Consider the following 25609-nt stretch of genomic DNA (forward strand, 5'->3'; position numbering starts at 1 on the left):
CCGACGGGCAAGGGGCAAAGGGCGATTGATGACACAGCACCTGCGGGTTAGGCTGGGCTCATGAAAAATATTGTAACAAGTGTCGTGATCTGTGCCGCTTTGGCAGGATGTGGTTTGACCCCGAATGGGCTGAAAACACCAACCAAAACAATCGAGGCGGATGTGCCCGTGGGCGATGCCGCTGCCGGTGTGCAAACACGCCCTTTGGCGCGGCCGGTTGCGAGCGACGTGGTCACGACACCCGAGGCTGCGAAACCTGTCCCTACATCTGGTGATCTGGGCAGTACGGTTGCATCACTGGGCAGTCCGGCAGAACCTGGTTTGTGGCTCAAAACGCCACTGGTCAGCACGCAAAGCACTGGCAAAGTCAGCTATAACGGCACGTCCATTGATGTGACCCTGATCCCGATTAACGGTCCGGTCACCGCGGGCAGCCGCCTGTCTTTGCAAGGGTTTCAGTCGCTTGGCGCGCCGTTGACTGAATTGGTTGAGGTGCAGGTCAGCGTCTAGATCGCTCACCTCCTTGTGATGCGCAGCGTCTGTGCGTTGACACCCACTTCGCGCTGACGTTGTTTGCGGGTGCAGCACAAGGAGCATCAAAATGAGCACAACGAAACTGGCCGCTGGCAGTCTTTTTCCGAAATTCGACGTGGACCAATACGGCGGCGGCACTTTGCATGTCGGCACGCCCACAGGTGGGCATGATTGGCAGATGGTTGTGGTTTATCGCGGCAAGCACTGCCCGATTTGCACACGGTACCTGAACACGCTGAACGACTTGCTGGATGATTTTCACGGCCAAGGCGTCGATGTGATCGCCGTCACCGGTGACACTGCGGACCAAGCAGATGGGCAACTGTCTGATATCGCGCCAAAATTCCCTGTTGGGTATGGGATGAGCATCGCACAAATGCAAAGCTTGGGGCTATACATTTCAGACCCGCGTTCAGCGGCAGAAACCGATCATCCGTTCCCGGAGCCGGGCCTGTTCATCATCAATGGTGATGGTGCGATCCAAATCCTCGACATCTCGAACGCGCCGTTTGCACGGCCCGATCTGAATGTGGTTCTTGGCGGCGTCAAATTCGTGCGCAATCCCGAAAACAACTATCCTATTCGCGGGATGCACGACTGATTATTTGAGGTACTTGGCGGCCTCTTTGGCGGCAAAAGGCTTCATCTGGGCACCGTATTGATCCATAAATGCAACAACGGCTGGCGCGTCATGCTTGGACAAGTCGCGCAGCCACCACGCGATGGCTTTTTGGATAAACCACGCGCGATCCGGCACATACGACGCAGCCCATCCCAAAACCCGCGCGCGGATTTCCAGATCCATTGGTTTGGGGTGGTTCTGTTTGGTCCACGGCAACGTGATCACGAGCGCTGCGCGGCGGGTCCACATGTGCTCAGACGTTGTCCATGTTTCAATATGATCGATCCGCGAGGGGTCAGCGATCAGTCGCTTTTGACCGGCCATGCAAGCGTGATCTGCAATCGCCCAGCTGTCAAAATCATCCACCCACGAGGCAATCAGGCCCCACGCGTCGTCATCATCTTTGATGCGGGCTTGGGTCAGTAATTTGGCGGCTGCCAAGCGCGCCTCATAGATGTCGGTTTCCCAAAGGGCGTCGGCCAGATCGACACGTTGCTCGACGTCCATCGTCGCGCGCCATTCTTTGGTCAGATCGTTGATGACTGGATTGGCAACGCCAAGGTAGACACGAGGGGCCTTGTGATAGCTCGCGGTTTGTTCAGCTTTTTCAGCGTCTTGGTGTTCATTTAGCTGCGCAAGTGCATCATCCAGGTTCATTCGGATTTGTCCAATATATGTGTGGGCAAGCCATCCAGCGTGCGCTGATTTCGGTCCTGCCAATAAGTGTCGATGCCAGTGCGGCCTTTGTTGTCTGCCCATTTGTCCAGAACATCGCGTGGGCCGACATGATCAAAGAAGGGCACAGCATACCCGCAGCTGGTTTGCAACATATCAACATGCATATCATAGATTTGGCGCGCACCGATGTGAGGCGGGAACAGGGCGTTCAGGGCGTCAAATTCCGTGTCACGGGGATGCAGGCATTTGGCGGTGCCATAGGCGCGCATAATCATCGGGCGTGTCTCAAAACCAACCCACATCAAGGTCATGCGTGGGTTCACGGGCAAGTGGCCCGCGGTCTCGTTACCGCTGCCAGTCAGGTTGCGCCACACGATGCGGGTCGGAGACATAACGCGCAGGCTGTCATTGCCTTTGGGCGAAATATTGACCTTGCCCTCGGGCGCGGCTGATCCACAAAAGAACATGTGTTGTTGTTCGATAAAGGTGCGGTGATCATCCCCGATTTGATCAAATTGTTTGCCCATTATTCAACCGTCACAGATTTGGCGAGGTTGCGGGGTTGATCCACATCAGTGCCTTTGGCAACAGCAGTGTGATAGGCCAACAACTGCGCGGGAATAGCGTATAGGATCGGGGTTACGATGTCCGGCACATCAGGCATTTCGATGGTTGCCCACGTGCCTTCGCCGGCTTCTTCCAGACCTTTGGCATCTGATACTAAAATGACCTTGCCTTTGCGCGCCATGACTTCTTGCATGTTGGAAACGGTCTTTTCGAACAGCGTGTCACGCGGGGCAAAAACCACCACAGGAACATGTTTGTCAACCAACGCGATGGGGCCGTGTTTTAGTTCACCTGATGCATAAGCTTCGGCATGTATATAGCTGATTTCTTTCAGTTTTAACGCACCTTCGTGGGCGAGCGGATACATCAAGCCACGTCCCAGAAACAACACATCCCGGGCCTCTGATAGCTTGAGCGCAGCAAGGCGCATCGCGTCGTTTTGTTCAAGCGCTGTGTTGATGACAGCGGGCATTGCACGCAGAGCAGACAGGTGATCTGTCATCTGGTCCGCAGTGATTGTACCGCGTTGTTTGGCCGCTTTCAGCACCATCAAAAGCAACACTGTCAGTTGGCATGTGAACGCTTTGGTCGAGGCCACGCCGACCTCAACACCTGCGTGGATCGGCAGTGCCAGATCGCTTTCGCGCGCGATCGAACTTTCGGGCACATTGACCACAGATACAATTTTGTCTGCTTTGCCGTCGCAATAGCGCAGGGCGGCCAATGTGTCTGCGGTTTCGCCCGATTGGCTGACAAAAACCGCGAGCGTGCGCGCCGGAATTGGCGGTTCACGGTAGCGAAATTCTGACGCAACATCGACCTCGACCGGCAAGCGGGCGACCTGTTCAAACCAGTATTTCGCGGTCAGGCAGGCCAGATATGCCGTGCCGCATGCAACCATCGTCACGCGGTCAATTTTGGAGAAATCGATGTCAGGGGCGGGCAGGGTGATGTCGCCATCCTTGCCCAAATAATTCGCCAATGCGTCACCCAAAACAGTTGGCTGTTCGGCGATTTCTTTGGCCATAAAGTGTTTGTGCCCGGCTTTGTCCACACGCGCGCTGTCAATCTGAATGGTGCGAATGTCGCGGTTGGCCAGTTCACCGTTGCGATCACGAATTTCCAGCGACGTGCGGGTCAGGACGGCGCGGTCGCCTTCTTCTAGATAGGTGATCCGGTCGGTCAAAGGTGCCAAAGCGATTGCGTCAGAGCCCACGAACATTTCGCCCGTTCCATGCCCGATGGCCAAGGGCGAACCTTTGCGCGCTGCGATCATCAAATCGTCTTCGCCGTGGAACAAAAATGCGAGCGCAAACGCGCCCTCAAGCATATCGATGGTTTTGTTCGCAGCCTCGACCGGGCTTGCCCCTTGGGACATGTGATATTGCGTCATCAATGCGACGGTTTCGGTGTCGGTATCGGTGGTGAACTCAATGCCTGCCGCCGTCAATTGCGCCCGCAAATCACGAAAGTTTTCCACGATGCCATTGTGCACAACAGCCACGGGGCCCGCCTGATGCGGGTGGGCGTTGTTTTCGTTTGGCGCGCCGTGCGTGGCCCAGCGGGTGTGGCCGATGCCAGACTTGCCTGCGAGCGGTTCATGGACCAATCGATCCGACAGATTAACCAGTTTTCCGACCGCGCGACGACGGTCCAGAACACCGTTGTTTACAGTGGCGATACCGGCGCTGTCGTAGCCGCGATATTCTAGCCGTTTAAGCGCCTCAACAAGGATTGGTGCTGCTTCGTGGTTCCCGAGGACCCCTACAATTCCACACATTTTTAGCTGCTCCTGCTTAGGCGGGCCTTCTTGGCCTTTAACATTTCGAACAATTTTCGTGCCATACCCGGTTTTTCGACTTGTGGCGCGCGGGCCAGCGCCAAAGCGTCTGGTTCCACGTCTGATGTGATCACGGACCCGCTGCCGGTCATCGCGCCATCGCCGATTGTGACGGGGGCAATCAACATGGTGTTGGACCCGATGAACACATTGTCGCCGATGTCTGTGTGGTGCTTCATCACGCCGTCATAATTGCAGGTGATTGTACCTGCACCAATGTTGGTTTTCTCGCCAATTGTTGCATCGCCAATGTAGGACAGGTGGTTGACCTTGGCCCCTTCGGCGATCTGGGCGTTTTTGATTTCGACAAAGTTGCCGACGCGCACGTGTTCGGACAATTCCGCACCGGGGCGCAAGCGGGCGTAGGGCCCGATGATGCCGCCGCGTGCCACGTGGCAGCCTTCTAGGTGGGAAAATGCGCGAATGGTTGCACCGGATTCAATTGTCACACCGGGGCCAAAGACCACGTTGGGTTCAACAATTGTGTCGCGCCCGATGATCGTGTCCAGTGATAGATAGACGGTTTCGGGGGCGACCAATGTCACGCCGTCTTCCATCAATTGCGCGCGGGCACCTGTCTGGAACAATGCGTCGGCGGCGGCCAGTTGTGCGCGTGAATTGACGCCAAGCGTTTCCGCCTCTGAACAGGTCACAACGGTTGCGGAATGTCCTGCGGCGCAGGCCAGTCCCACCAAGTCGGTCAGGTAGTATTCCCCTGAGGCATTGTCGTTGCCGATTTTATCAAGCAATTCAAACATTAACGGGGCAGGGCAGCAGGTGACGCCGCCGTTGCACAGGGTGATCGCGCGCTCGGCCTCTGTGGCGTCTTTGTGCTCGACGATGCGTTCCAGCGACGTGCCGTCCATGACCAAACGGCCATAGCGCGCGGTGTCTTCGGGCTCAAAACCCAACACAACCACGTCGGCGGGTGCATCGAGCATCGCTTGCAAGGTTTCGTTTTGCATGAACGGCGTGTCGCCAAACAGCACGATGGCTTTGCCGTCAAAACCGGCCAAAGCATCGCGCGCCTGCATCACCGCGTGGCCGGTGCCCAGCTGTTCGGTTTGCAAGACGACTGTTGCGTCCTCGTCGTGATCCAGTGCCGCTTTGGTCACGGCTTCGGCCCCGTGCCCTGCGATGACAACGGTGTGGGACAAATCCAACGCTTGGCCTGCGTTCATCGCGTGCACCAACATCGGTGCCCCAGCGATGGGGTGAAGGACCTTTGGCATATCGGAATTCATCCGTGTGCCTTTTCCTGCGGCCAGGATGATAAGTGCAACGCTCATGCGAAATCTCTTTTGTTCTGCTCGTCCTCGTTTTATCCGTTTGCGCCAAAGGCACAAGGTGTTGTGCGATCAAACAAAATGTCGGGTTGCAACACGTGCAAGCAGGGTTTCGCCTAAGGGGTACGCAGATGAAGACGGTTATTTTTGATTTGGACGGCACATTGGCCGACACCAGCGGCGATCTGATCGAAGCGGCAAACGTGTGTTTTCGCGACATGGGGGCAGGCGATATGCTGGACCCTGCGTCGGATGCCGGCACCGCATTGCGGGGTGGTCGCGCAATGCTGATGCTGGGGTTGCAACGCATGGATCGGGCCCACGACAAGGACACGTTGGATCACTATTATCCTGTGTTGCTAGAGGCTTATGCCAAGGACATCGACAGCCGCACGGTCATGTACCCCGGCGCGATGGACGCGGTTGAGGTGTTAAAAACGCTGGGCTACGGCGTCGGCATTGCGACCAACAAACCCCAAGGTCTAGCCGAAGAGCTGCTGAAACGCCTCGGTGTGCGGGATGCCTTTGCCTCGATGGTGGGGGCGGATACGTTGGATGTGCGCAAACCTGATCCCGAACATTTGTTTGAGGCGGCGCGGCGTGCGGGGGGTGATCCTGCGTTGACCTGTTTGATCGGTGATACGGATACCGACCGCAAAACTGCCCGAAATGCCGGTGTGCCGAGCGTTTTGGTTACTTTTGGACCTGCGGGCGGCGACATGGCCGCGCTGGAACCCGAAGCATTGTTGGATGATTACGCCGATTTGCCGGCAATTGTTCAGCGGTTGTTGGGCTAATCGGCTGCCTAGATTTGGTTTTGTTTAATGCGTCCTCCTGTCTCTTGACGCGCGCAGGCTGAGTGCGCACAACATCCCCATGACACAGAATTTTACCGGCAGTTTCACCCAGCAAGATCCCATTCCCGAAGCAGGTATCGAGGCAGCAATAGCTGTTTTGCGCCACGGTCGGTTGCACCGTTACAACACGGCTGAGGGCGAGATATCAGAGACCGCGCTGCTAGAGCAGGAATACGCGGCCTACGTGGGTGCGAAATACTGCCTTGCGGTGGCCTCTGGCGGGTATGCGATGGCGACGGCCTTGCGGGCGCTGGGGGTTGGGCACGGGGACAAGGTGTTATCGAATGCCTTTACGCTGGCGCCGGTTCCTGGCGCGATTGCCGCAGTCGGGGCCAAGCCGATCTTTGTTGGTGTGACCGAACAACTGACCATCGATCTGGATGACCTTGAGGCCAAAATCGACCAAGCGGACGTTTTGCTGCTCAGCCACATGCGCGGGCACATCTGTGACATGGAACGCTTGATGGCGATCTGTGACGGCGCAGGCGTCAAAGTGGTCGAGGATTGCGCGCACACGATGGGGTCGGCGTGGAAGGATGTTGCCTCGGGGCGGTCCGGCCACATCGGGTGCTATTCGTGTCAGACGTACAAGCACGTGAATTCGGGCGAGGGCGGTTTTCTGGTCACGGATGATCCGGTTTTGGCGGCGAAATCCGTGATGATGTCGGGGTCATACATGTTGTTCGAACGGCATTTGGCGGCACCTGATCCATCGGTTTTTGCCCAGATTAAATACGAAACACCAAATATTTCCGGACGCATGGACAACCTGCGCGCGGCGATCTTGCGGCCACAAATCGCAGATATCGCGACGCAATGTGCGCGCTGGAATGATCGCTACTACGCGCTTGAGGCGGGTCTTCGTGACACGCCCGGCATGCAGGTGATTGAGCGCCCGGAGGTCGAAACCATTGTCGGATCATCCATTCAATTCCTGTTGTTGGACTGGTCAGATGACAGCATCCGCGATGTGGTGTCGCGGTGCGGCGCACGCGGAGTTGAGCTCAAATGGTTCGGCGCGCCAGAGCCTGTGGCCTTTACCAGCAAATACGACAGCTGGACCTACGCCGACCCGCAGCCAATGCCAAAATCCGACCGGATTCTGCACGGGATCGTCGACATGCGCGTGCCGCTGACGTTCTCGATCGAGGATTGCGATTTGATCGCACAAATCATCAGAGCCGAAGTGTCAGCCGTCTTTCAAGCGCAAGGGTGATCAAGGAGCAGATGCACGCCTGCACCCACGCACCATTCGGTCCGCAAAACATGTAGGTCGCGCCAAAGTTTAGCGATTCAAAATGCCAGGCAAGTTCAGCCCGTTTTCGCGCGCGCAATCCAACGCATCCTCGTACCCTGCATCGGCGTGGCGCATGACGCCTGTGGCGGGATCATTCCACAACACGTTGGCGATGCGCCGGTCTGCGTCCTCGGAACCATCGCAACAAATGACCATGCCCGAGTGCTGGGAAAAACCCATGCCGACACCGCCGCCGTGGTGCAGCGACACCCACGTCGCACCACCCGCCACATTCAGCATCGCATTCAGCAGTGGCCAATCGGACACGGCGTCCGAGCCGTCTTTCATCGCTTCTGTCTCGCGGTTTGGCGAGGCAACCGAGCCGCTGTCAAGGTGGTCGCGCCCGATCACAACAGGGGCCGACAATTCACCGCTGCGCACCATTTCGTTAAAGGCAAGGCCCAGCTGGTCGCGCAGCCCCAGACCGACCCAACAAATGCGCGCTGGCAGACCTTGGAAATCAATGCGTTCGCGGGCCATATCCAGCCAATTGTGCAGGTGCGGATCGTCGATCAACTCTTTGACCTTGGCGTCTGTTTTGTAAATATCCTCGGGATCGCCAGACAAAGCGCACCAGCGGAACGGACCGATGCCACGACAGAACAGCGGCCGGATGTAGGCAGGCACAAAACCGGGAAAAGCAAAGGCGTTCTCAAGCCCTTCTTCTAATGCGACCTGCCGGATGTTGTTGCCATAATCCAGTGTCGGCACGCCAGCGTTCCAGAAATCGACCATGGCGGAAACCTGAACTTTCATTGACGCACGCGCGGCTTTTTCCACGCCTTTGGGATCGCTTTCTTGTTTGGCGCGCCACTCGGCAACGTTCCAACCCTGCGGCAAATACCCGTGAACCGGATCGTGGGCCGAGGTCTGGTCCGTCACCATGTCAGGCCTCACGCCGCGCTTGACCAACTCAGGAAACACGTCAGCCGCGTTGCCGATCAAGGCCACGGATTTTGCCTCGCCCGCCTCTGTCCAGGCATCGATCATCGCCAAGGCTTCGTCCAGATCGTGGGTCTTTGCATCGACATAGCGCGTGCGCAGCCGGAAATCAGCGCGGGTTTCGTCACACTCAACAGCCAGACAGCAGGCCCCCGCCATCACAGCCGCCAAAGGTTGCGCACCGCCCATGCCGCCCAAGCCACCGGTCAAAATCCAACGCCCCGACAGGTTGCCGTCATAATGCTGGCGACCTGCCTCCATGAACGTCTCGTAGGTGCCCTGCACGATGCCTTGGGTGCCGATGTAAATCCACGACCCCGCCGTCATCTGGCCGTACATCGCGAGGCCCTTTTTATCGAGCTCGTTAAAATGATCCCAGTTCGCCCAATGCGGCACAAGGTTGGAATTGGCGATCAAAACGCGTGGCGCATCTTTGTGGGTGTTGAACACGCCAACCGGCTTGCCCGATTGCACCAAAAGCGTCTGGGTGTCTTCCAGTTCTTTCAAGGCCGCAACAATCGCGTCGAAATCTTCCCAAGTGCGCGCGGCACGTCCGATCCCGCCATAGACCACCAGTTCATGCGGGTTCTCGGCCACGTCAGGGTGCAAGTTGTTCATCAACATGCGCATCGGCGCTTCGGTCAGCCAGCTTTTTGCAGTGATCTCGGAGCCGGCGGGTGGAAATACGTCGCGGGTGTTGTGGCGGGAATGGGTCATTGGGAACCTCTTAGGGATTGGGCCAAATTGGTCAGGGTGGCAAGAATTGATGTCAAATACGGACGAAGCTGCGCGGCTTTTGCGGTGTCATAGTCCCAAGGGGCGGCTTCGTGTGTCAGGTAGGTTGATTGCGCCAATTCCATTTGGATGGCGTGGATGTCGCTGGCAGGTTGACCGTAGTGCCGTGTGGTCCAGCCGCCTTTGAAACGTCCGTTTGTTATCGCCGAATAGGGCAGGGCTTGGGCGCAAATTTCGCGCGTTGCGGCCTCGATCTGTGGATCACAAGTTGCCCCTAGATTTGTGCCGATGTTGAAATCACGCAACGTGCCCTCAAACAAAAACGGAATTTCTGACCGGATCGAATGACAATCGTACAAGATCGCAATGCCGTGCAGGTCGCGCACCCGTTCCAGTTCTGCCCTAAGGGCCGCGTGATAGGGGGCGTGAAAGGCTGTGCGACGCGCTTGGACTTCAGCGTCGCTTGGCGGCGTGTCCCAGATCGAGAGCCCGTCGAAATCGGTTAGCGGCACCAGCGTCGTTGTGTTTTCACCGGGGTACAGGCTGGTGCCTGACGGGTCACGGTTGGCGTCAATGACATAGCGGTGAAAGTTTGCTTTGACCGTCGTGACCCGAGGCATCAGACCCGCATAGAGCCGGTCAATATGCCAATCGGTGTCGGCCAATTTACGGCCATTTTCGTTTAGTTTCGCCGCGATGGATTCCGGCACAAACGTACCTGTGTGCGGCAAGCCCAGCACAATCGGGCCGTACCCTTGTTCTGTGCTGACGGGCGTCATTCGGCATGCCCTTTCACGAAGGGGGGCAAATCAACCGCATGCGCCAAGGCACCACTTTCGACCAACGCTGCGGCGGCTACAATGGACGGTGCCAGATAGCGATCCTCAACAATGGTCGGCACCTCAGCGCGCAAGGTGGACATGGCCGCGCACAACGCAGGGCTGGTTTGCAAAGGCGCGCGAAACTCGATGCCCTGAACGCCGCACATCGCCTCGACGCCAAGGATCACATTCAGGTTTGCGTTCATCCGTAACAACCGGCGCGCGGCATGGGCGGCCATGCTGACGTGGTCTTCTTGGTTGGCAGAGGTCGGGGTGCTGTCCGTGGTGCACGGGTTGGCGAGGTGCTTGTTTTCGCTCATCAAAGCCGCTGTTGTCACTTCTGCGATCATCAGGCCGGAATTCAAACCGGGGTTTGGCGTCAGGAACGGCGGCAGGTCAAACGACAGCGTCGGGTCAACCATCAAGGCGACGCGGCGCTGGGCGATGGCCCCGATTTCCGACACCGCAACGGCGATTTGATCTGCAGCAAACCCCACAGGTTCGGCGTGAAAATTACCGCCAGAAACGATCAGGCCTTCTGCGACCAACACCAGCGGATTGTCGGTGACTGCGTTGGCCTCGGTTTCAAGTGTGCGGCCGGCAAAATGCAGCAAGTCCATCGCAGCGCCGGTGACCTGCGGCTGACAGCGAATACAATAGGGGTCTTGAACGCGGGTATCGCCGTCGCGGTGGCTTTCACGGATCACGGATCCTGCCATCAAAGCGCGCTGCGCACGGGCGACAGCGATTTGACCCGCATGACCGCGCAGGGTGTGGATCGCGTCTTGTAACGGGGCGGTCGACCCCATGATCGCATCGGTAGACAGCGCGCAGGTTAGCACAGACGTCGCGGCATTGCGCCACGCGCCCCACAGCCCAACCAACGCACATGCCGTCGAAAACTGCGTGCCGTTGATCAGCGCCAAACCTTCTTTTGCGCCCAAGACGATTGGGGTCAGGCCTGCTTTGCCCAATGCTGTTCCCGCATCCATGTGCACGCCCTGAAACATGGCTTCGCCTTCGCCGATCATCGCGGCGGCCATGTGCGCCAACGGGGCCAGATCGCCGGATGCGCCAACCGATCCCTGGCTGGGGATCACGGGGGTGACGCCCTTGGCCAGCATGCCTTCGATCAAGGTCACCGTGGTCATCGCCGCGCCAGATGCACCGCGCCCGAGCGACAGTAATTTTAGCGCCATCATCAGGCGCGTTGTTGCCTCGTCCAGCGCATCACCCACGCCGCAGCAATGGGATAAGATCAGGTTGCGTTGCAGGGTTGCGACGTCCTTGGTCGCGATCTTGACGCTGGCCAGTTTACCAAAACCGGTGTTGACCCCGTAGACGGCTTCGCCGCCGTTCGCGGCCTTTTTCACCAAAGCCGCCGCCGCTGTAATGCCCACATGGGACGACGGGTGCAGGGCAACCGGTTGCCTGCCTGACCAGATGTCATGAAGTTGGGCCAATGTTGCTGAACCGGGTGTGAGGATGAGTGTCACAAGACCCCCTGTGTTATGCGAGCATGAAGAGGATTGAAGCCGATCCGATACGCCAGTTCCACCGGATGTTCTGCGTTCCAAACGCACAGATCCGCGTGGTTGCCCGCAATGATCCGCCCGCTTTGTGTTTCGCCCAAGGCCTGTGCGGCATGGGCCGTAACGCCCAACAAGGCCTCAAGCGGGGTCATGCGAAACAGCGTGCAGGCCATGTTCATCACCAGCAAAGGCGAGGCCAATGGCGACGATCCGGGGTTGCAATCCGTGGCCAATGCCATTTGTACACCGTGATCGCGAAACGCCTGGATCGGCGGGGCTTGGGGTTCGCGCAGGGTGTAGAATGCGCCGGGTAAAATGACCGCAACGGTGCCCGCATCCGCCAAGGCGCGCGCGTCTGCGTCTGTTGCATATTCGAGGTGATCGGCGCTGAGGGCACCGTATTTTGCTGCCAACTGCGCGCCGCCAATGTTGGACAGCTGTTCGGCGTGCAATTTCACGGGCAACCCAAGTTCAGTGGCGACATCAAAGACCCGCGTAATTTGATCGGCGTCAAAGGCGATGCCTTCGCAGAATCCGTCCACCGCGTCGACCAACCCCAATGTGTGGGCGGCGCGCAAAGTTGGGATGCAGACCTCGTCAATGTAGGCGTCGGGGCGTCCTTTGTATTCGGTGGGCGTTGCGTGCGCCCCAAGGAATGTTGTTTTGATTTTGACCGCTCGCCGCGTGCCGATCTGGCGGGCAACGCGCAGCATTTTTATCTCGGTGTCCATGTCCAGCCCGTAGCCGGATTTGATCTCGATCAGGCTGACACCTTCGGCGATTAACGCATCCACCCGGGTCAAAGCATCTGCCAGCAACGCGGCCTCGGACGCTGCCCGCGTGGCTGTAACGGTGGACATAATCCCGCCACCAGCCACCGCGATCTCTTCGTAGCTGGCACCATTGAGACGTTGTTCGAACTCTGCTGCGCGGTTGCCGCCAAAAACGATGTGGCTGTGGCAGTCGATCAACGCAGGTGTCACAAGCCGCCCTTTGAGATCAATGGTTTCGCCCACTTGATACGCGTCGGGCAGATCACCTGCGGGGCCAACCCACGCTATTTTGCCGTCATCGATCACAATCGTACCCTCAGCGATCAGCCCAAAGCTGTTGTTGGCCGCAAGGGTCACTATCTGCGCATTGGTCAAAATGTTCATTGTCGACTCGCTTGCAAATATCCGGTGTTAATGATTTTATGTGCATACATAATAATCTGTCAAGCGAGAGAGCCATGAAAAGAAGCGGACACCAAATTTGGTCTCAAACCGCGTTGCTTCCGACCGGGTGGGCGCGCGACGTTCTGATCGACGTTGATGGGGCAGGCCGGATCAGCCGGGTGCAACAAGACATGCCAGCGTGCGGCACACAGGTGCCATTTTTGCTACCCGCACCAGTCAACGTGCACAGTCACGGGTTTCAACGTGCAATGGCTGGTTTGACGGAACGCCGTGGCCCGAACCCCAGCGATAGCTTTTGGACGTGGCGCCAGCTGATGTTCCGGTTTCTCGACCGCCTGACACCGGAGCACGTCGAAGCCATCACCGCCTTTGTGCAGATGGAAATGCTCGAGGCCGGCTACGCCACAAATGTTGAATTTCACTACCTGCATCATCAACCAAACGGTGCGCCCTACGACAATATTGCCGAGATGTCGCAACGGGTTGTTGCCGCTGCTGATCAGACCGGGATTGGCCTGTGCCTGTTGCCTGTGCATTATCAATTCGGCGGCTGCGACCTGCGTGAATTGACCGCCGGTCAAATCCGGTTTGGCAACACGTTTGAGCGTTTCACAACCTTGCACGATGTAGTTTGCAAGGTACTGGCCGACGCGCCGGCTGATGCAAATGTTGGTGTGGCACCGCATTCGCTACGTGCGGTTCGCGCCGATGATCTTAGGCAATATGGGGCAAATTTCCCGACAGGTCCGATCCACATGCACCTTGCAGAACAGACTGCCGAGGTCGTAGAAGTTCAAACTCACTGGGGCGCGCGCCCTGTCGAATGGGCGTTGGAAAACATGGGGTTAGACGCACGTTGGTGCTTGATCCACTGCACCCAAATGACCCCGGATGAAACAATACGTTTGGGGCAATCTGGCGCTGTTGCCGGGTTGTGCCCGATTACCGAAAGCAGTTTGGGGGACGGTATTTTTGACGGGGTGCGGTGGATGGAAAATGGTGGCCGCTTTGCCATTGGTTCTGACAGTAACATCCGCATTTCCCTTAGCGAAGAGCTGCGCACGCTTGAGTATTCTCAACGCTTGCGTGATGGCACGCGTGCCGCTTTGGCCACGCCCGCGCAATCAACCGGGCGACGCCTGTTCGAGGGCATGTTACAGGGGGGCGCGCAGGCTGCGAACCGTAAATCGGGCCGGCTGGAGGTTGGGTATTGGGCCGATATGTTGTCGCTGGATACCACGTCGGAAAACCTGTGGGGGCGCACGCAAGATGCCGTGCTGGACAGCTGGATATTTGCAGGCGATGACCGCCTTGTGAATGACGTTTGGTCTGCGGGTCGGCATATGGTAACGCATGGCAGACACAGTGGGCGTGACCGGATCGTGACCACCTACAAACGCACGTTGAACGAGTTGAAAGGAGCCTTATGAACACGCCCACGTTTCGCAATTGGCAAAGTGTTCAAGACGAGGTTCTGCGGCGCATCCATTCTCGCGAGTGGAAGCCCGGCGATTTGATCCCCAACGAAACTGATCTGGCGCTGGAATTCGGCTGCGCGCGGACAACTGTGAACCGCGCGCTGCGCTCTTTGGCGGACAGCGGGCTGTTGGACCGGCGGCGCAAAGCAGGCACGCGCGTTGCGTCGCAACCGGTTGCCAAGGCCACCCTGAACATTGCGGTCATCCGCAGCGAAGTCGAAGAGCGTGGGCAAAAATACGGGTACCAGTTGATGTCGCGCGCGCAGGCTGTGCCTCCGGTTGGGGTAAGTGCCGGCATGGCCACTGACACCGGGCAAACCTTGTTGCATATTCGCGCGCTGCACATTGCAAATGACAAACCTTATGCCGTGGAAGACCGCTGGATAAACACAAAGGTCGTGCCGGATGCCCTGAATGAAACGTTCAAGGACGTCAGTGCGAATGAATGGTTGCTGACACACGCCCCCTACACACACGGCGAAATCGCGTTTTCAGCGGCGTCCGCGTCAAAGGATGACAGCGCGGTTCTAAGTTGCCCGGAGCACAGCGCATTGTTCGCGATTGATCGGGTGACGTGGGACGGCGATGCCTCTGTGACCAAAGTGCGATTGATTTTCGCACCGGGTCATCAGCTGCGTACTGATTTAAAGTAGTTTTGAAACAGCCGCTTACGACGTTTTCGCTACCGCTGGATTGCCTGCCTTGGGGGTGTCGCGAATGAGAAACACCATGATCCCCGCAAACACAGCCAGCCAAACCGACGACCACCACACCCAGAGATATTGCGCGTAAATATCATAGAGCAGACCGCCAAAATACGCACCCAATGCGGCTCCAATTTGATGCCCTGCAGAGATCAGACCAAACGCCAGCCCCATCACGCCTTTGCCGATGTGTGTGGCGACCAGGCTCGCTGTGACCGGGACAGTTGAATAATCCACCAAACCAAACAGGATCGAAAAGAAAATCAGCGTCTCAAAACTGGTGCCCACATTGATCAGGATGACAAACGTCACTCCGCGGATCAGGTAAATTATGCCAAGCAGCAGGGGTCTGTTCATGCGGTCGCTGAGCCATCCAGCCAAAATCATGCCAACAAGATTGATCGCCGACAAAAGCCCGTAGGCGGTGGCAGAGGGCACAGGACCAAAGCCGCAATAGGACGCGTAGGGCAGGAAGTGCGTTTCGATCACACCAGAGGTGGTGTAGCCGCAGATGAAATAGCTCCAGAACAGAATCTGAAACGCGGGCAGCTTTAGAATGTACCTCAGGTCTTGCCACAGGTTCGACTGAGATGTGTTTGCTGTACTATCGGGGGCGGATTTAGCGTGGCTTGGGAACCATCGGTAGACGCAGAACATGATGATCAACGTGCAAACGCCAAGGGCGACAAATGCCATGCGCCAGTCATAGACGCTGATCAACAGGGCCAAAAGCGGCACGAATACGAATTGACCACCAGTTGATCCCGAGGTCGCAATGCCAGTGGCGAGGCCTTTGTTGTGGGTGACTTCGTGTTCCACAGCGGTCGACACGACGTGGGTTGCGACCAGACCAAACCCGACTGCCGCGATGCCGCTGAAGGCCAGAAAAAAGGCGAGCGGACTGGTGGTCGCGGCGATCAAAAAGCACCCCGTCGCCAGCGCCGACAGGCCGATCAGCACGATGGCCCGCGCGCCTTGTTTGTCGACAAGCCTGCCGCCGAACGGCGCGATGCCGGCCATCACCAACAACGCCAGCGCCGCCGCACTTGATGTGAAACTGCGCGACCAGCCCAGCTCTTGCTCAAGAAGCGGCATGACCAGTCCAAGGGTGGCGCGGGCGGAAAACGTCAGCGCGAGCGCCACAAACGAGAGGCCAATGATAAGGGCGGAACGGTGATTTTTGGAAAGATGTGCCACGACGGTGCCTTTTGGATTGCTTGTCCGATTGTGTTTACACAGCTGCTGGATTGGCCTAAATGACAGTATGCAATCAAAAACAGCCAAAATGGAATTCGCGGCACGACAGATGCCCAAACGGGTGGTCTTTGTCATCTATCCGGGCGTGACCTTGCTGGATGTCACCGGACCGTTGCAGGCGTTTTCAAGTGCGAACAACACCGAGATCGTGAACGGTACACGCATGTACGACGTCGTGATTGCCTCGCCGCAGGGCGGACCGGTGATGACGGATTGCATGGTCGAATTGGGCAGCGTAACACTGGATCATGCCGCATTGCGGCCTATCGATACGTTGATTGTTGCGGGCGGGCAGGGCGTGTTTGATGCGATTGAACAGCGTGACCTTGTTGACTGGATCAGATCCGAAAGCGCCAAATGCAGGCGGGTTGCATCCACGTGCATGGGGTCGTTTTTGACAGCCGAAGCGGGGTTGCTAGAGGGCCAAAGCGTCACAACCCATTGGCGTCAGGTCGAAGAACTGCAGAGGCGATTCCCCGAAATCGACGTGAAACGCGACCCGTTATTTGTGCGCAACGGCAACATGTGGTCTTCGGCGGGCGTCACTGCGGGTATCGACCTTGCCCTTGCCATGATCGAAGAAGATTTGGGCCACGAGGCGGCGATGCAGGTGGCGCAGGCATTGGTCGTCTTTTTCAAACGCCCCGGTGGGCAGTCCCAATTTAGCGATATTCTGAACATCCAAGCAGCTGAAACCGAAGGGTTGTTTGCCGATCTGCATGCCTGGATCGCAGGTCATTTGCAGAGCGATCTGAGCGTTAACAAGCTGGCAGAACGCTTGGCGATGAGCCCGCGCAGTTTCTCGCGCAAGTACAAAGAGAAAACCGGCATCACGCCTGCAAAAACGGTTGAAATGATGCGGGTGGATGCGGCCAAACGTGCCCTTGTTCGCAGCGATCTGTCCCTTGCCAAGATCGCATTTAACGCCGGTTTTTCTGATGAACAGCGCCTCAGGCGGGCGTTTCAAAGGCATGTGGGGGCATCGCCAATGGCATATCGTGACACATTCGGTGATGCGGATCGTCCGGCAGAGTCGGTCCAAAACCAGCTTTAAACCGGTATTTTTATCGGATCAAAACTCAACCGTCAGCCCTTAGTGCTGACAGCGCTCTTGACCCAACACATCCGTCATGGCTAAGTAATGAACAACTGTTCAATAAATCCGATGAGGACCAACATGTTCAATGCCACAATGCAGTTTGATCTGGGCGAAGACGTCAACGCGCTGCGCGATATGGTGCACCGTTGGGCCCAAGACCGCGTCAAACCAATGGCCGCAAGCATCGACATTTCGAATGAATACCCGTCCGAATTGTGGACCGAAATGGGCGAATTGGGATTGCACGGCATCACGGTGGACGAAGAATTCGGCGGCGCGGGCATGTCCTATCTGGCACACACTGTCGCGGTCGAAGAAATTGCGCGCGCCAGTGCTTCGGTGTCGCTGTCGTATGGTGCGCATTCAAACCTGTGCATCAATCAGATCAAGCTGAATGCCACGGATGATCAAAAGCGCAAATACTTGCCCGGATTGATCGCAGGCACCGATGTCGGGTCGCTCGCGATGTCAGAAGCAGGGGCAGGATCAGACGTTGTGTCGATGACGCTGAATGCGGAAAAACGCAATGATCACTTTAGGTTAAACGGCAACAAGTACTGGATCACGAATGCGCCTGACGCCTCGACCTTGGTCGTTTACGCCAAAACCAGCCCTGACATGGGCTCCAAAGGGATCACCGCATTTATCATCGAACGGGACATGGTCGGGTTCTCGACTGGACCACATTTCGACAAGCTGGGGATGCGCGGATCGAACACAGCCGAGCTGATCTTTGACGACGTGCAAGTGCCGTTTGAAAACATCCTGGGCGAAGAGGGGCGCGGGGTTGCCGTTTTGATGTCGGGTCTGGATTACGAACGCGTGGTCTTGGCAGGCATCGGGCTGGGGATCATGGCGAACTGTCTGGACGAAATCATGCCCTACATGGCAGAGCGCAAACAGTTCGGCCAACCCATCGGATCGTTCCAGTTAATGCAGGGCAAAATGGCCGATATGTACACCGCAATGAATTCGGCGCGCGCCTATGTTTACGAGGTGGCAAAAGCCTGTGATCGCGGTGATGTCACCCGTCAGGATGCGGCGGCGTGCTGTTTGTATGCCTCCGAGCAGGCGATGACACAGGCGCATCAAGCGGTTCAGGCCATGGGCGGTGCTGGCTATTTGTCGGACAACCCCGTGGGCCGGATTTTCCGCGATGCCAAGTTGATGGAAATCGGGGCCGGCACGTCTGAAATTCGCCGCATGCTGGTGGGTCGCGAAATGCTGGGCGCGATGGGATAGTGTCATGGCTCTGAACATGGCCGCGCAGTGCTTGGGGCACCCCGCCGATCAGGTCGCTGTTGTCGATCTGACTTCGGGTGCGCGCTGCGACGTGACTTATGGCGCGCTGGCTGACATGACCGATGGTTTAGCGCGCGCGTTGCTGCGAAATGTGCAGGCGGGTGACCGGGTTGGTGTGTTGCTGTCCCAAAGCCCATGGTGTGCTGCGGCCCATCTGGCGATCTGGAAAATTGGTGCAATTTCAGTACCTTTGTTCAAACTGTTCAAGTATGATGCGTTGAAATCGCGGGTGCAAGATGCCGGAATCGACATCGTTCTGACAGACGACGAAGGCAGTGCGTTGTTGGGTGATTTGGCGACGCCGTGGTTGGCGGCGAACGTCGGGATCGCTGGTGATCCCGTGCCGATGATGCCGGTTGAAACGACCACACCCGCCGTGTTGATCTACACCAGCGGTACCACCGGCAGCCCCAAAGGCGCGCTGCATGGTCATGGTGTTCTCGCGGGGCATCTGAACGGTGTTTCCCACAGCCACGACCATTTGGGGCAAGCCGGTGATTGCCTGTGGACCCCGGCGGATTGGGCGTGGATCGGCGGATTGTTTGACGTGTTGATGCCGGGATTGGCGCTGGGGGTTCCGGTGGTTGCCGCGCGGCTTGAAAAATTCTCGACCCAAGGCTGTATCGACATTTTGACCAAGGGGCAGGTACGCAATGTGTTTTTTCCGCCCACGGCGTTGCGGATGCTGCGCGCCAATGGGGCACGGATTGCCGGATTGCGGTCGATTGCCAGCGGGGGGGAACCGCTTGGTGCTGAAATGCTGAACTGGGGGCGTGACGCGTTGGGCGTTCAGATCAACGAATTTTACGGACAAACCGAATGCAACATGACGGTGTCCAGCTGCGGTGCGGACTTTGATCCGCGCCCCGGCTGCATCGGCAAACCTGTCGCGGGCCACGAGGTGCAAGTGATCGACGAAACCGGTGCGCCGACCCAAGATGAGGGCGACATCGCCGTGCGCCAAGGGTCGCCTTCGATGATGTTGGAGTACTGGAACAATCCGGAAGAAACGCAGGCAAAGTTCCGTGGTGACTGGATGCTGACGGGCGATCGTGGCATCTGGGAGGGCGCGTATCTGCGCTTTGTCGGGCGCGAGGATGATGTGATCACTTCTGCTGGCTACCGCATTGGCCCTGCGGAAATCGAGGACTGTTTGCTGACCCATCCTGACGTCGTGACCTGCGGTGTTGTGGGCAAGCCGGACGCGCTGAGGACCGAGGTGGTCAAAGCCTATGTTGTGCTGCGCGAGGGGGCAGAACAGAACGATGATGCTCTTAAGGCGCATGTTAAGGATCGTCTTGCAAGCTATTCATATCCAAGGGAAATCAGTTTTGTAAAATCCCTGCCGATGACCGTCACCGGCAAGGTTATTCGCAAAGATCTAAAGGCCATTGCACAAAGCGAAACAGGGCAATGAGAGCGCAAATGCCCTATGTTTTGTCGCGTTCAGAATTTCACCACATAGGCAAAGTTCATCACGTACGGGTCGATTTCGGCGACCCCGATAGCGGTGCCGTTCAGCGTGACGTCACTGTCGATATCAAGCCAACGCAAGTTCGCGCGCAACGCAGATTTGTTGCTCAGCTCGTAGTCCAGACCGACCTGCACCGCCACGCCAACGCTGTCTTCCAGCTCCAACGTGCCAAGAGACGATTCCTCTTGAAAGAACGCGGTATAAGTGATGCCCGCGCCGACATAGGGTTTAAAGGCGGTGTTGGTCACAAAGTGGTAGTTCAGCGACAAGGTAGGCGGCAAATGTTTGGTGGTTCCTGCAAAACCGACGCCAGCGATGTTGATGTCGTGCTCGAACGGGGTTGCCGCCAACAATTCGATCCCGAGGTTGTCGCGGATGAAATACTCGGCAGTGAGTGTTGGCTGGATTTCGTCATTGATATCCGCCAAACTGCCCGCCAAGGTTCCGTTACCGGATTTTGGCATGACCGACGCCAGACCAAGCCCGATGGAGATGTCGCCGCGCGATTGCGCAACCGCCGAGGTGGCGCACGCGCTTGCCAAAACGAGACCGATGATGATGTGTTTCATAATGTATCCCCAATTTTCAGTGATAGGGCCAGATTATGCCGCGTTGCAGCGCCAAGAAATGATACAGATCAACCCCGGGATGGTTTTTGCGTGAAAACCCATGAATTTACCCGCTATTTTGCAGTTGCGGCATGAAAGGACGTTCATGAAACTGACTTCTCAAATTTTACCCTCGTCCGAGGCGTTTAAATCCAATCTTTCAGCCCATGAAATTGCATTGGCGCAGGTGTCTGATGCGGCTCAAGCTGCGGCTTTTGGCGGCGGCGAGCGGTCGCGTGATCGCCACGTGTCGCGGGGCAAGATGCTGCCGCGCGAACGGGTCGCGAACCTGCTGGATCCCGGTAGCCCGTTCCTTGAGGTCGGTGCAACGGCTGCCCACGGCATGTACGATGGGGCCGCCCCTTGCGCCGGTGTGATCGCGGGAATTGGAGTCGTTCAGGGCCATGAAGTCATGGTGATTTGCAACGACGCGACGGTCAAAGGCGGCACGTACTATCCGATGACGGTCAAAAAACACCTGCGCGCCCAAGAGATCGCGGAGCAGAACAATCTGCCGTGCATTTATCTGGTCGACAGTGGTGGTGCGAACCTGCCCAATCAGGACGAAGTGTTCCCTGATCGTGACCACTTTGGCCGGATTTTCTACAACCAAGCGCAGATGAGCGCCAAGGGCATTCCGCAGATCGCTGTGGTCATGGGTTCGTGCACGGCGGGGGGCGCGTATGTGCCGGCGATGTCGGATGTGACGATCATTGTAAAAGAACAGGGCACGATTTTCCTTGCTGGTCCGCCTTTGGTCAAGGCGGCGACTGGCGAAGTTGTATCCGCCGAGGATTTGGGCGGCGGCGATGTGCACACGCGTTTGTCCGGTGTGGCTGACTATCTGGCCGAAGATGACGCGCACGCGCTGGCGTTGGCGCGCCGCGCTGTCAGTCATCTGAACCGCGCCAAACCAACAACGGTGCAATGGGAAACGCCCGAAGATCCCGCCTATGATCCGGCGGAATTGTTGGGCATCGTGCCCGCCGACACGCGCCAGCCCTACGACATTCGCGAGGTGATCATGCGGGTGGTTGATGGATCACGCTTTGACGAATTCAAACCGCGCTTTGGCGAAACTTTGGTGACGGGGTTCGCCCATCTCAAGGGGTGCCCGATCGGGATCATCGCCAACAACGGTGTACTGTTTTCCGAAGCGGCCCAAAAAGGCGCGCATTTTGTTGAACTGTGTTCGCAACGCAAAATCCCGCTGGTGTTCTTGCAAAACATCACGGGCTTTATGGTGGGGCGCAAATACGAAAACGAAGGTATCGCACGCCACGGGGCCAAAATGGTGACAGCAGTGGCCACAACATCCGTGCCAAAGATCACGATGGTAGTGGGGGGGTCGTTCGGGGCAGGGAACTACGGCATGTCCGGGCGCGCCTATTCCCCGCGGTTCATGTGGTCGTGGCCCAATTCGCGCATCGGCGTGATGGGCGGGCAGCAGGCGGCGGGCGTCTTGGCCACCGTCAAACGCGACGGGATCGAACGGCGCGGCGAAACTTGGTCGGCTGAGGAAGAAGCCGCATTCAAGCAGCCGACAATCGACATGTTCGAGGAACAGTCACACCCGCTTTATGCCTCGGCCCGGTTGTGGGATGACGGCGTGATAGATCCGCGCAAAACCCGCGATGTGTTGTTCCTTAGCCTATCTGCCAGCTTGAATGCCCCGATCGAGGAAACACGCTTTGGCGTGTTCCGGATGTGATGATGTTCCAGCGTTTTGAAATATACGGGATTGCGAATTATGACTGATTTTCAAATGGGGCCACTGGGCCTGCACGTGATCAAATACGCCGCAAAGCAGGCGGATGATTTTTACGATGCCAACTGGCTGATCATTGATGTGAACTGCACCACCGATCAGGGCAAAGTCGCGTTTCAATCGCCCTGCCTGATGACCACCGACATTTTCGATTTCATGGATGAAATCAAGGCGTTGCTGTCGGGCGAGGGCTATAATGCCTATCTGGTCAGTCTGGAACCTCAGGTTGATGTCAAGATTTCGCGCGGTGATGGCCCGGACATGTTTGTGCTGGATGTCGAACTGACCCCTGACGCGGACAACGACGAGGACATCTATGATCTGTCCTGTCCTGTGAGCCGCGCTGATGTAGAAAACATGGCGCAAAACGCCAGCAAAGTCATCGAAGCGTTCCCCGTGCGCGCGATAGGAGGATCGTGATGTTTAACCGTATTTTGATCGCCAATCGCGGCGAAATCGCCTGTCGTGTCATTGAAACCGCGCAAAGAATGGGCGTGTCCTGCGTTGCGGTCTATTCAGATGTGGATGCCAGCGCCAAGCACGTGCAGATGGCCGATTTGGCCGTGCACATCGGTGGCAATGCCCCGGCTGACAGCTATTTGCGCGGCGATGTGATTATTCAGGCGGCTTTGGATACGGGCGCGCAGGCGATCCATCCGGGCTACGGGTTCTTGTCCGAAAACCCCGATTTTGTTGACGCGGTCGCGGCGGCTGGCCTGACGTTCATCGGCCCCTCGGCGGATGCGATCCGCGCCATGGGGCTTAAGGATGCGGCCAAGGCGCTGATGATCAAAGCGGGCGTGCCGGTTGTGCCGGGCTATCACGGCGCGGATCAGGACGACAGATTGCTGGCAACAGAAGCTGACAAAATCGGCTATCCGGTGTTGATCAAGGCGGTTGCGGGCGGGGGCGGCAAAGGCATGCGCTTGGTTGAAGCCGCAGATGATTTCGCTGACGCACTGGCCTCGGCCCGATCTGAGGCCAAGACGTCCTTTGGCAACGCCGACGTTCTGGTCGAGAAATTCGTGACCAAACCGCGCCACATCGAAGTACAAGTGTTTGGCGATGGCACCCGCGCGCTGCATTTGTTCGAACGCGACTGTTCCCTGCAACGCCGCCACCAAAAGGTCATCGAAGAGGCTCCAGCCCCCGACATGCCCCAAGACATGCGCGACGCGATGGGCACCGCTGCGGTCCGTGCGGCCGAGGCGATTGGCTACAAAGGTGCGGGCACAGTCGAATTTATCGTCGACGGATCGAACGGTCTGCACGCGGACAAGTTCTTTTTCATGGAAATGAACACGCGCTTGCAGGTTGAACACCCCGTGACCGAATTGATCACTGGGGTCGATCTGGTGGAATGGCAGTTGCGTGTCGCGGCTGGCAGCGCTTTGCCCTGTGCCCAAAGCGACCTTGCGATCAACGGTCACGCATTCGAGGCGCGGCTGTACGCCGAAGACGTGCCAGCAGGTTTCTTACCTGCAACCGGAACGCTAACGCATCTGTCGTTTCCTGAAAATGCACGATCTGACAGTGGCGTGCGCAGTGGCGACACGATCAGCCCGTTTTACGATCCGATGATTGCCAAGGTGATTGTGCACGGGCCGACGCGGCAGGTGGCTTTGGCCCGTTTGTCAGCGGCGTTACGTCAAACCCAAGTGGCTGGGACCACGACGAACCTTGCGTTTCTGGGTGCTCTGGCTGGGCACGAGGGCTTTGGCACAGGCGACGTTGACACCGGCCTGATTGCCCGCGATCTGGACGCGCTGACTGCACAGGCCACCGTTACGCCAGCCCATTGGGCGCGCGCAGGCATGGTGGCTTTGGGCTTGGACACAGCCGCATCCGAGACGGGGTTCACCCTGTGGCAACCTTTGCGCCGCTCGGTTGCTTTGGCCTTGGGTGAAGACGAGCGCACCCTTTCGGTCGAAGTTTTATCGCCCATAGAACAGCACTGGACTGTGGGTGACGCAACTGTGGTTGCCAAACACGTTGGTGGCGCTTGGATGCTAGATCAGCAACCGGCCCCGCAGACCGCACAGGCCGGATCAACCGTGACCATCTTTGCCGACTACGGGATCGCCTTTGACGTGATCGACCCCTTGCAACGAGACAGCAGTGCCGGAGGCGACGGCAACCTGATCGAAGCGCCAATGCCCGGTTTGGTCAAATCCGTGATGGCAAAAGCAGGGCAGGTGGTCAAAGCCGGCGACCGTTTGGCTGTTCTGGAGGCGATGAAGATGGAGCATGCGCTGCTTGCGGCCCGTGACGGTGTTGTAGCCGAGGTTCTTGCCTCTGACGGCGATCAGGTAGAAGCAGGGGCGGCCCTGATCCGACTAGAGGCCGAGGCATGATCACTCTGCATCATTGCCCGCAAACCCGCTCCATGCGCTCGCTCTGGTTGCTGCATGAATTGGGCGTTGAATTTGACGTCGTCACCCATGCGTTTGGTAAGAACCTGCGCGATCCCGACTATTTGAACCGGTCTTTTGCCGGGCGCGTGCCAGCGCTGGAACTGGACGGGCAGTCGATTTTCGAAACCGGTGCGATCACCGAGGTGCTGTGCGAACGCTTTAGCCCTGACACGCTGGGCCGACCTGCGGGACATCCCGAACGTGCCGACTGGCTGGTTTGGGTGCATTTTGCCGAAACCATCAGCCAGCACACTGCGGCCCTAACCCAGCAGCACGTTGCCCTGCGCGAAGACCACATGCGCAGCCCCATCGTGATGAAACTTGAGGCGGCGCGGATCGGGAAATGCTTTGCGGCGATCGAGGCACGCTTGACCGCGCTGGGCACGCCCGCGCAGTATCTTTTAGAGGGAGGGTTCAGTGCGGCTGATATCTCGGTCGGGCAAGCGGTCTACATGGCACGGTTTTTTGCGACACTGGACGGCTTCCCGAAAGCGGCGGCTTGGTACGAACGGTTGACGGCGCGGGATGCGTTTCAGGCCAGCCTACCGGACGCCGATCAACGATTGTTCCCGCAGGCGTTTTTCGCGCCGTGGCCCATGGAATGAGCAACCAAACA

General features: G+C 57.7%; 23 protein-coding genes. 13 read left to right on the top strand and 10 right to left on the bottom strand.

Annotation, left to right across the window (positions count from 1 at the left end; translation table 11 throughout):
• Window positions 1-60 precede the first annotated feature (60 nt).
• Both ACFIO0_RS05390 and ACFIO0_RS05395 read left to right on the top strand, forming a co-directional pair.
• Window positions 61-510, top strand: a complete 450-nt coding sequence (locus ACFIO0_RS05390) for a hypothetical protein (protein ID WP_390914308.1) — start codon at window positions 61-63, stop codon at window positions 508-510.
• A 91-nt stretch (window positions 511-601) separates the two neighbouring features.
• On the top strand, window positions 602-1135 hold the full coding sequence (locus tag ACFIO0_RS05395; protein ID WP_390914310.1) for a redoxin domain-containing protein: 534 nt from the start codon (window positions 602-604) through the stop codon (window positions 1133-1135).
• On the opposite strand, the gene ACFIO0_RS05400 is transcribed toward ACFIO0_RS05395, so the two are convergent.
• The 4 genes from ACFIO0_RS05400 to glmU are packed head-to-tail and all read right to left on the bottom strand — an operon-like array spanning window position 1136 to window position 5530.
• On the bottom strand, window positions 1136-1813 hold the full coding sequence (locus ACFIO0_RS05400; RefSeq protein WP_390914312.1) for a DNA alkylation repair protein: 678 nt from the start codon (window positions 1811-1813) through the stop codon (window positions 1136-1138).
• Window positions 1810-2361, bottom strand: coding sequence for a pyridoxamine 5'-phosphate oxidase family protein (locus ACFIO0_RS05405; RefSeq protein WP_390914314.1), 552 nt, complete (start codon window positions 2359-2361; stop codon window positions 1810-1812). Before ACFIO0_RS05405 ends, ACFIO0_RS05400 begins: the two co-directional genes overlap by 4 nt.
• Window positions 2361-4181, bottom strand: coding sequence for a glutamine--fructose-6-phosphate transaminase (isomerizing) (glmS, locus tag ACFIO0_RS05410; RefSeq protein WP_390914315.1), 1821 nt, complete (start codon window positions 4179-4181; stop codon window positions 2361-2363). Before glmS ends, ACFIO0_RS05405 begins: the two co-directional genes overlap by 1 nt.
• A 2-nt stretch (window positions 4182-4183) precedes the next feature.
• Complete coding sequence (gene glmU / locus ACFIO0_RS05415) at window positions 4184-5530, bottom strand: bifunctional UDP-N-acetylglucosamine diphosphorylase/glucosamine-1-phosphate N-acetyltransferase GlmU (RefSeq protein WP_390914317.1); 1347 nt, start codon at window positions 5528-5530, stop codon at window positions 4184-4186.
• 128 nt (window positions 5531-5658) lie between these two features.
• On the opposite strand from glmU, the gene ACFIO0_RS05420 reads away from it, so the two are divergent.
• Together ACFIO0_RS05420 and ACFIO0_RS05425 are read left to right on the top strand one after the other, a co-directional pair.
• Complete coding sequence (locus tag ACFIO0_RS05420) at window positions 5659-6324, top strand: HAD-IA family hydrolase (RefSeq protein ID WP_390914319.1); 666 nt, start codon at window positions 5659-5661, stop codon at window positions 6322-6324.
• A 79-nt stretch (window positions 6325-6403) separates the two neighbouring features.
• Entirely contained in the window at window positions 6404-7600 is a 1197-nt protein-coding gene (locus ACFIO0_RS05425) for an aminotransferase class I/II-fold pyridoxal phosphate-dependent enzyme (RefSeq protein WP_390914321.1), read from the top strand.
• Window positions 7601-7669: 69 nt separating this feature from the next.
• Here the strand turns inward: ACFIO0_RS05425 and hutU are convergent, their stop codons facing one another.
• From hutU to hutI, 4 genes are read right to left on the bottom strand one after another with little or no spacing between them, the layout of a single operon-like run.
• The gene (hutU, locus tag ACFIO0_RS05430; protein ID WP_390914322.1) at window positions 7670-9340 is read right to left on the bottom strand and encodes a urocanate hydratase; all 1671 of its coding nucleotides are present in this window, start codon (window positions 9338-9340) and stop codon (window positions 7670-7672) included.
• Window positions 9337-10137 (bottom strand): N-formylglutamate deformylase, encoded by an 801-nt coding sequence (gene hutG, locus ACFIO0_RS05435; RefSeq protein ID WP_390914324.1) that lies wholly within the window; start codon window positions 10135-10137, stop codon window positions 9337-9339. Before hutG ends, hutU begins: the two co-directional genes overlap by 4 nt.
• Window positions 10134-11675, bottom strand: a complete 1542-nt coding sequence (gene hutH, locus ACFIO0_RS05440) for a histidine ammonia-lyase (RefSeq protein WP_390914326.1) — start codon at window positions 11673-11675, stop codon at window positions 10134-10136. Before hutH ends, hutG begins: the two co-directional genes overlap by 4 nt.
• Window positions 11672-12868, bottom strand: coding sequence for an imidazolonepropionase (gene hutI, locus ACFIO0_RS05445; RefSeq protein WP_390914328.1), 1197 nt, complete (start codon window positions 12866-12868; stop codon window positions 11672-11674). Before hutI ends, hutH begins: the two co-directional genes overlap by 4 nt.
• Before the next feature lie 38 nt (window positions 12869-12906).
• On the opposite strand from hutI, the gene ACFIO0_RS05450 reads away from it, so the two are divergent.
• Together ACFIO0_RS05450 and ACFIO0_RS05455 are read left to right on the top strand one after the other, a co-directional pair.
• Window positions 12907-14319 (top strand): formimidoylglutamate deiminase, encoded by a 1413-nt coding sequence (locus ACFIO0_RS05450; protein ID WP_390914330.1) that lies wholly within the window; start codon window positions 12907-12909, stop codon window positions 14317-14319.
• The gene (locus ACFIO0_RS05455) at window positions 14316-15020 is read left to right on the top strand and encodes a UTRA domain-containing protein (protein WP_390914331.1); all 705 of its coding nucleotides are present in this window, start codon (window positions 14316-14318) and stop codon (window positions 15018-15020) included. Before ACFIO0_RS05450 ends, ACFIO0_RS05455 begins: the two co-directional genes overlap by 4 nt.
• Window positions 15021-15035: 15 nt before the next feature.
• On the opposite strand, the gene ACFIO0_RS05460 is transcribed toward ACFIO0_RS05455, so the two are convergent.
• Window positions 15036-16268 (bottom strand): MFS transporter, encoded by a 1233-nt coding sequence (locus ACFIO0_RS05460; protein ID WP_390914333.1) that lies wholly within the window; start codon window positions 16266-16268, stop codon window positions 15036-15038.
• Window positions 16269-16335: 67 nt separating this feature from the next.
• Between ACFIO0_RS05460 and ACFIO0_RS05465 the strand changes: the two genes are divergently transcribed.
• From ACFIO0_RS05465 to ACFIO0_RS05475, 3 genes are all read left to right on the top strand, one after another.
• On the top strand, window positions 16336-17382 hold the full coding sequence (locus ACFIO0_RS05465) for a helix-turn-helix domain-containing protein (protein ID WP_390914335.1): 1047 nt from the start codon (window positions 16336-16338) through the stop codon (window positions 17380-17382).
• Window positions 17383-17505: 123 nt separating this feature from the next.
• Window positions 17506-18669, top strand: a complete 1164-nt coding sequence (locus ACFIO0_RS05470; RefSeq protein ID WP_390914337.1) for an acyl-CoA dehydrogenase family protein — start codon at window positions 17506-17508, stop codon at window positions 18667-18669.
• A gap of 4 nt (window positions 18670-18673) precedes the next feature.
• Window positions 18674-20146, top strand: coding sequence for an AMP-binding protein (locus ACFIO0_RS05475; RefSeq protein WP_390914339.1), 1473 nt, complete (start codon window positions 18674-18676; stop codon window positions 20144-20146).
• 29 nt (window positions 20147-20175) lie between these two features.
• Here ACFIO0_RS05475 and ACFIO0_RS05480 read toward each other — a convergent pair whose 3' ends face one another.
• Window positions 20176-20772, bottom strand: a complete 597-nt coding sequence (locus tag ACFIO0_RS05480) for an OmpW family outer membrane protein (RefSeq protein ID WP_390914341.1) — start codon at window positions 20770-20772, stop codon at window positions 20176-20178.
• A 145-nt stretch (window positions 20773-20917) separates the two neighbouring features.
• Here ACFIO0_RS05480 and ACFIO0_RS05485 point away from each other — a divergent pair, with 145 nt between their 5' ends.
• The 4 genes from ACFIO0_RS05485 to ACFIO0_RS05500 are packed head-to-tail and all read left to right on the top strand — an operon-like array spanning window position 20918 to window position 25598.
• Window positions 20918-22522 carry a carboxyl transferase domain-containing protein gene (locus ACFIO0_RS05485; protein WP_390914343.1) on the top strand — a complete coding sequence of 535 codons (1605 nt, stop codon included), beginning with the start codon at window positions 20918-20920 and terminating at the stop codon, window positions 22520-22522.
• Window positions 22523-22561: 39 nt separating this feature from the next.
• Window positions 22562-22999 (top strand): hypothetical protein, encoded by a 438-nt coding sequence (locus ACFIO0_RS05490; RefSeq protein ID WP_390914345.1) that lies wholly within the window; start codon window positions 22562-22564, stop codon window positions 22997-22999.
• Window positions 22999-24933 (top strand): biotin carboxylase N-terminal domain-containing protein, encoded by a 1935-nt coding sequence (locus ACFIO0_RS05495; protein WP_390914346.1) that lies wholly within the window; start codon window positions 22999-23001, stop codon window positions 24931-24933. The genes ACFIO0_RS05490 and ACFIO0_RS05495 overlap by 1 nt, the downstream gene beginning before the upstream one ends.
• A complete protein-coding gene (locus tag ACFIO0_RS05500) occupies window positions 24930-25598 on the top strand; it encodes a glutathione S-transferase N-terminal domain-containing protein (RefSeq protein ID WP_390914348.1) in 669 nt (222 codons plus the stop codon). Before ACFIO0_RS05495 ends, ACFIO0_RS05500 begins: the two co-directional genes overlap by 4 nt.
• The last annotated feature ends 11 nt before the right edge of the window (window positions 25599-25609 follow it).

The sequence above is a fragment of the Pseudosulfitobacter sp. SM2401 genome, assembly GCF_042932805.1.
Taxonomy (GTDB): Bacteria; Pseudomonadota; Alphaproteobacteria; order Rhodobacterales; family Rhodobacteraceae; genus Ascidiaceihabitans.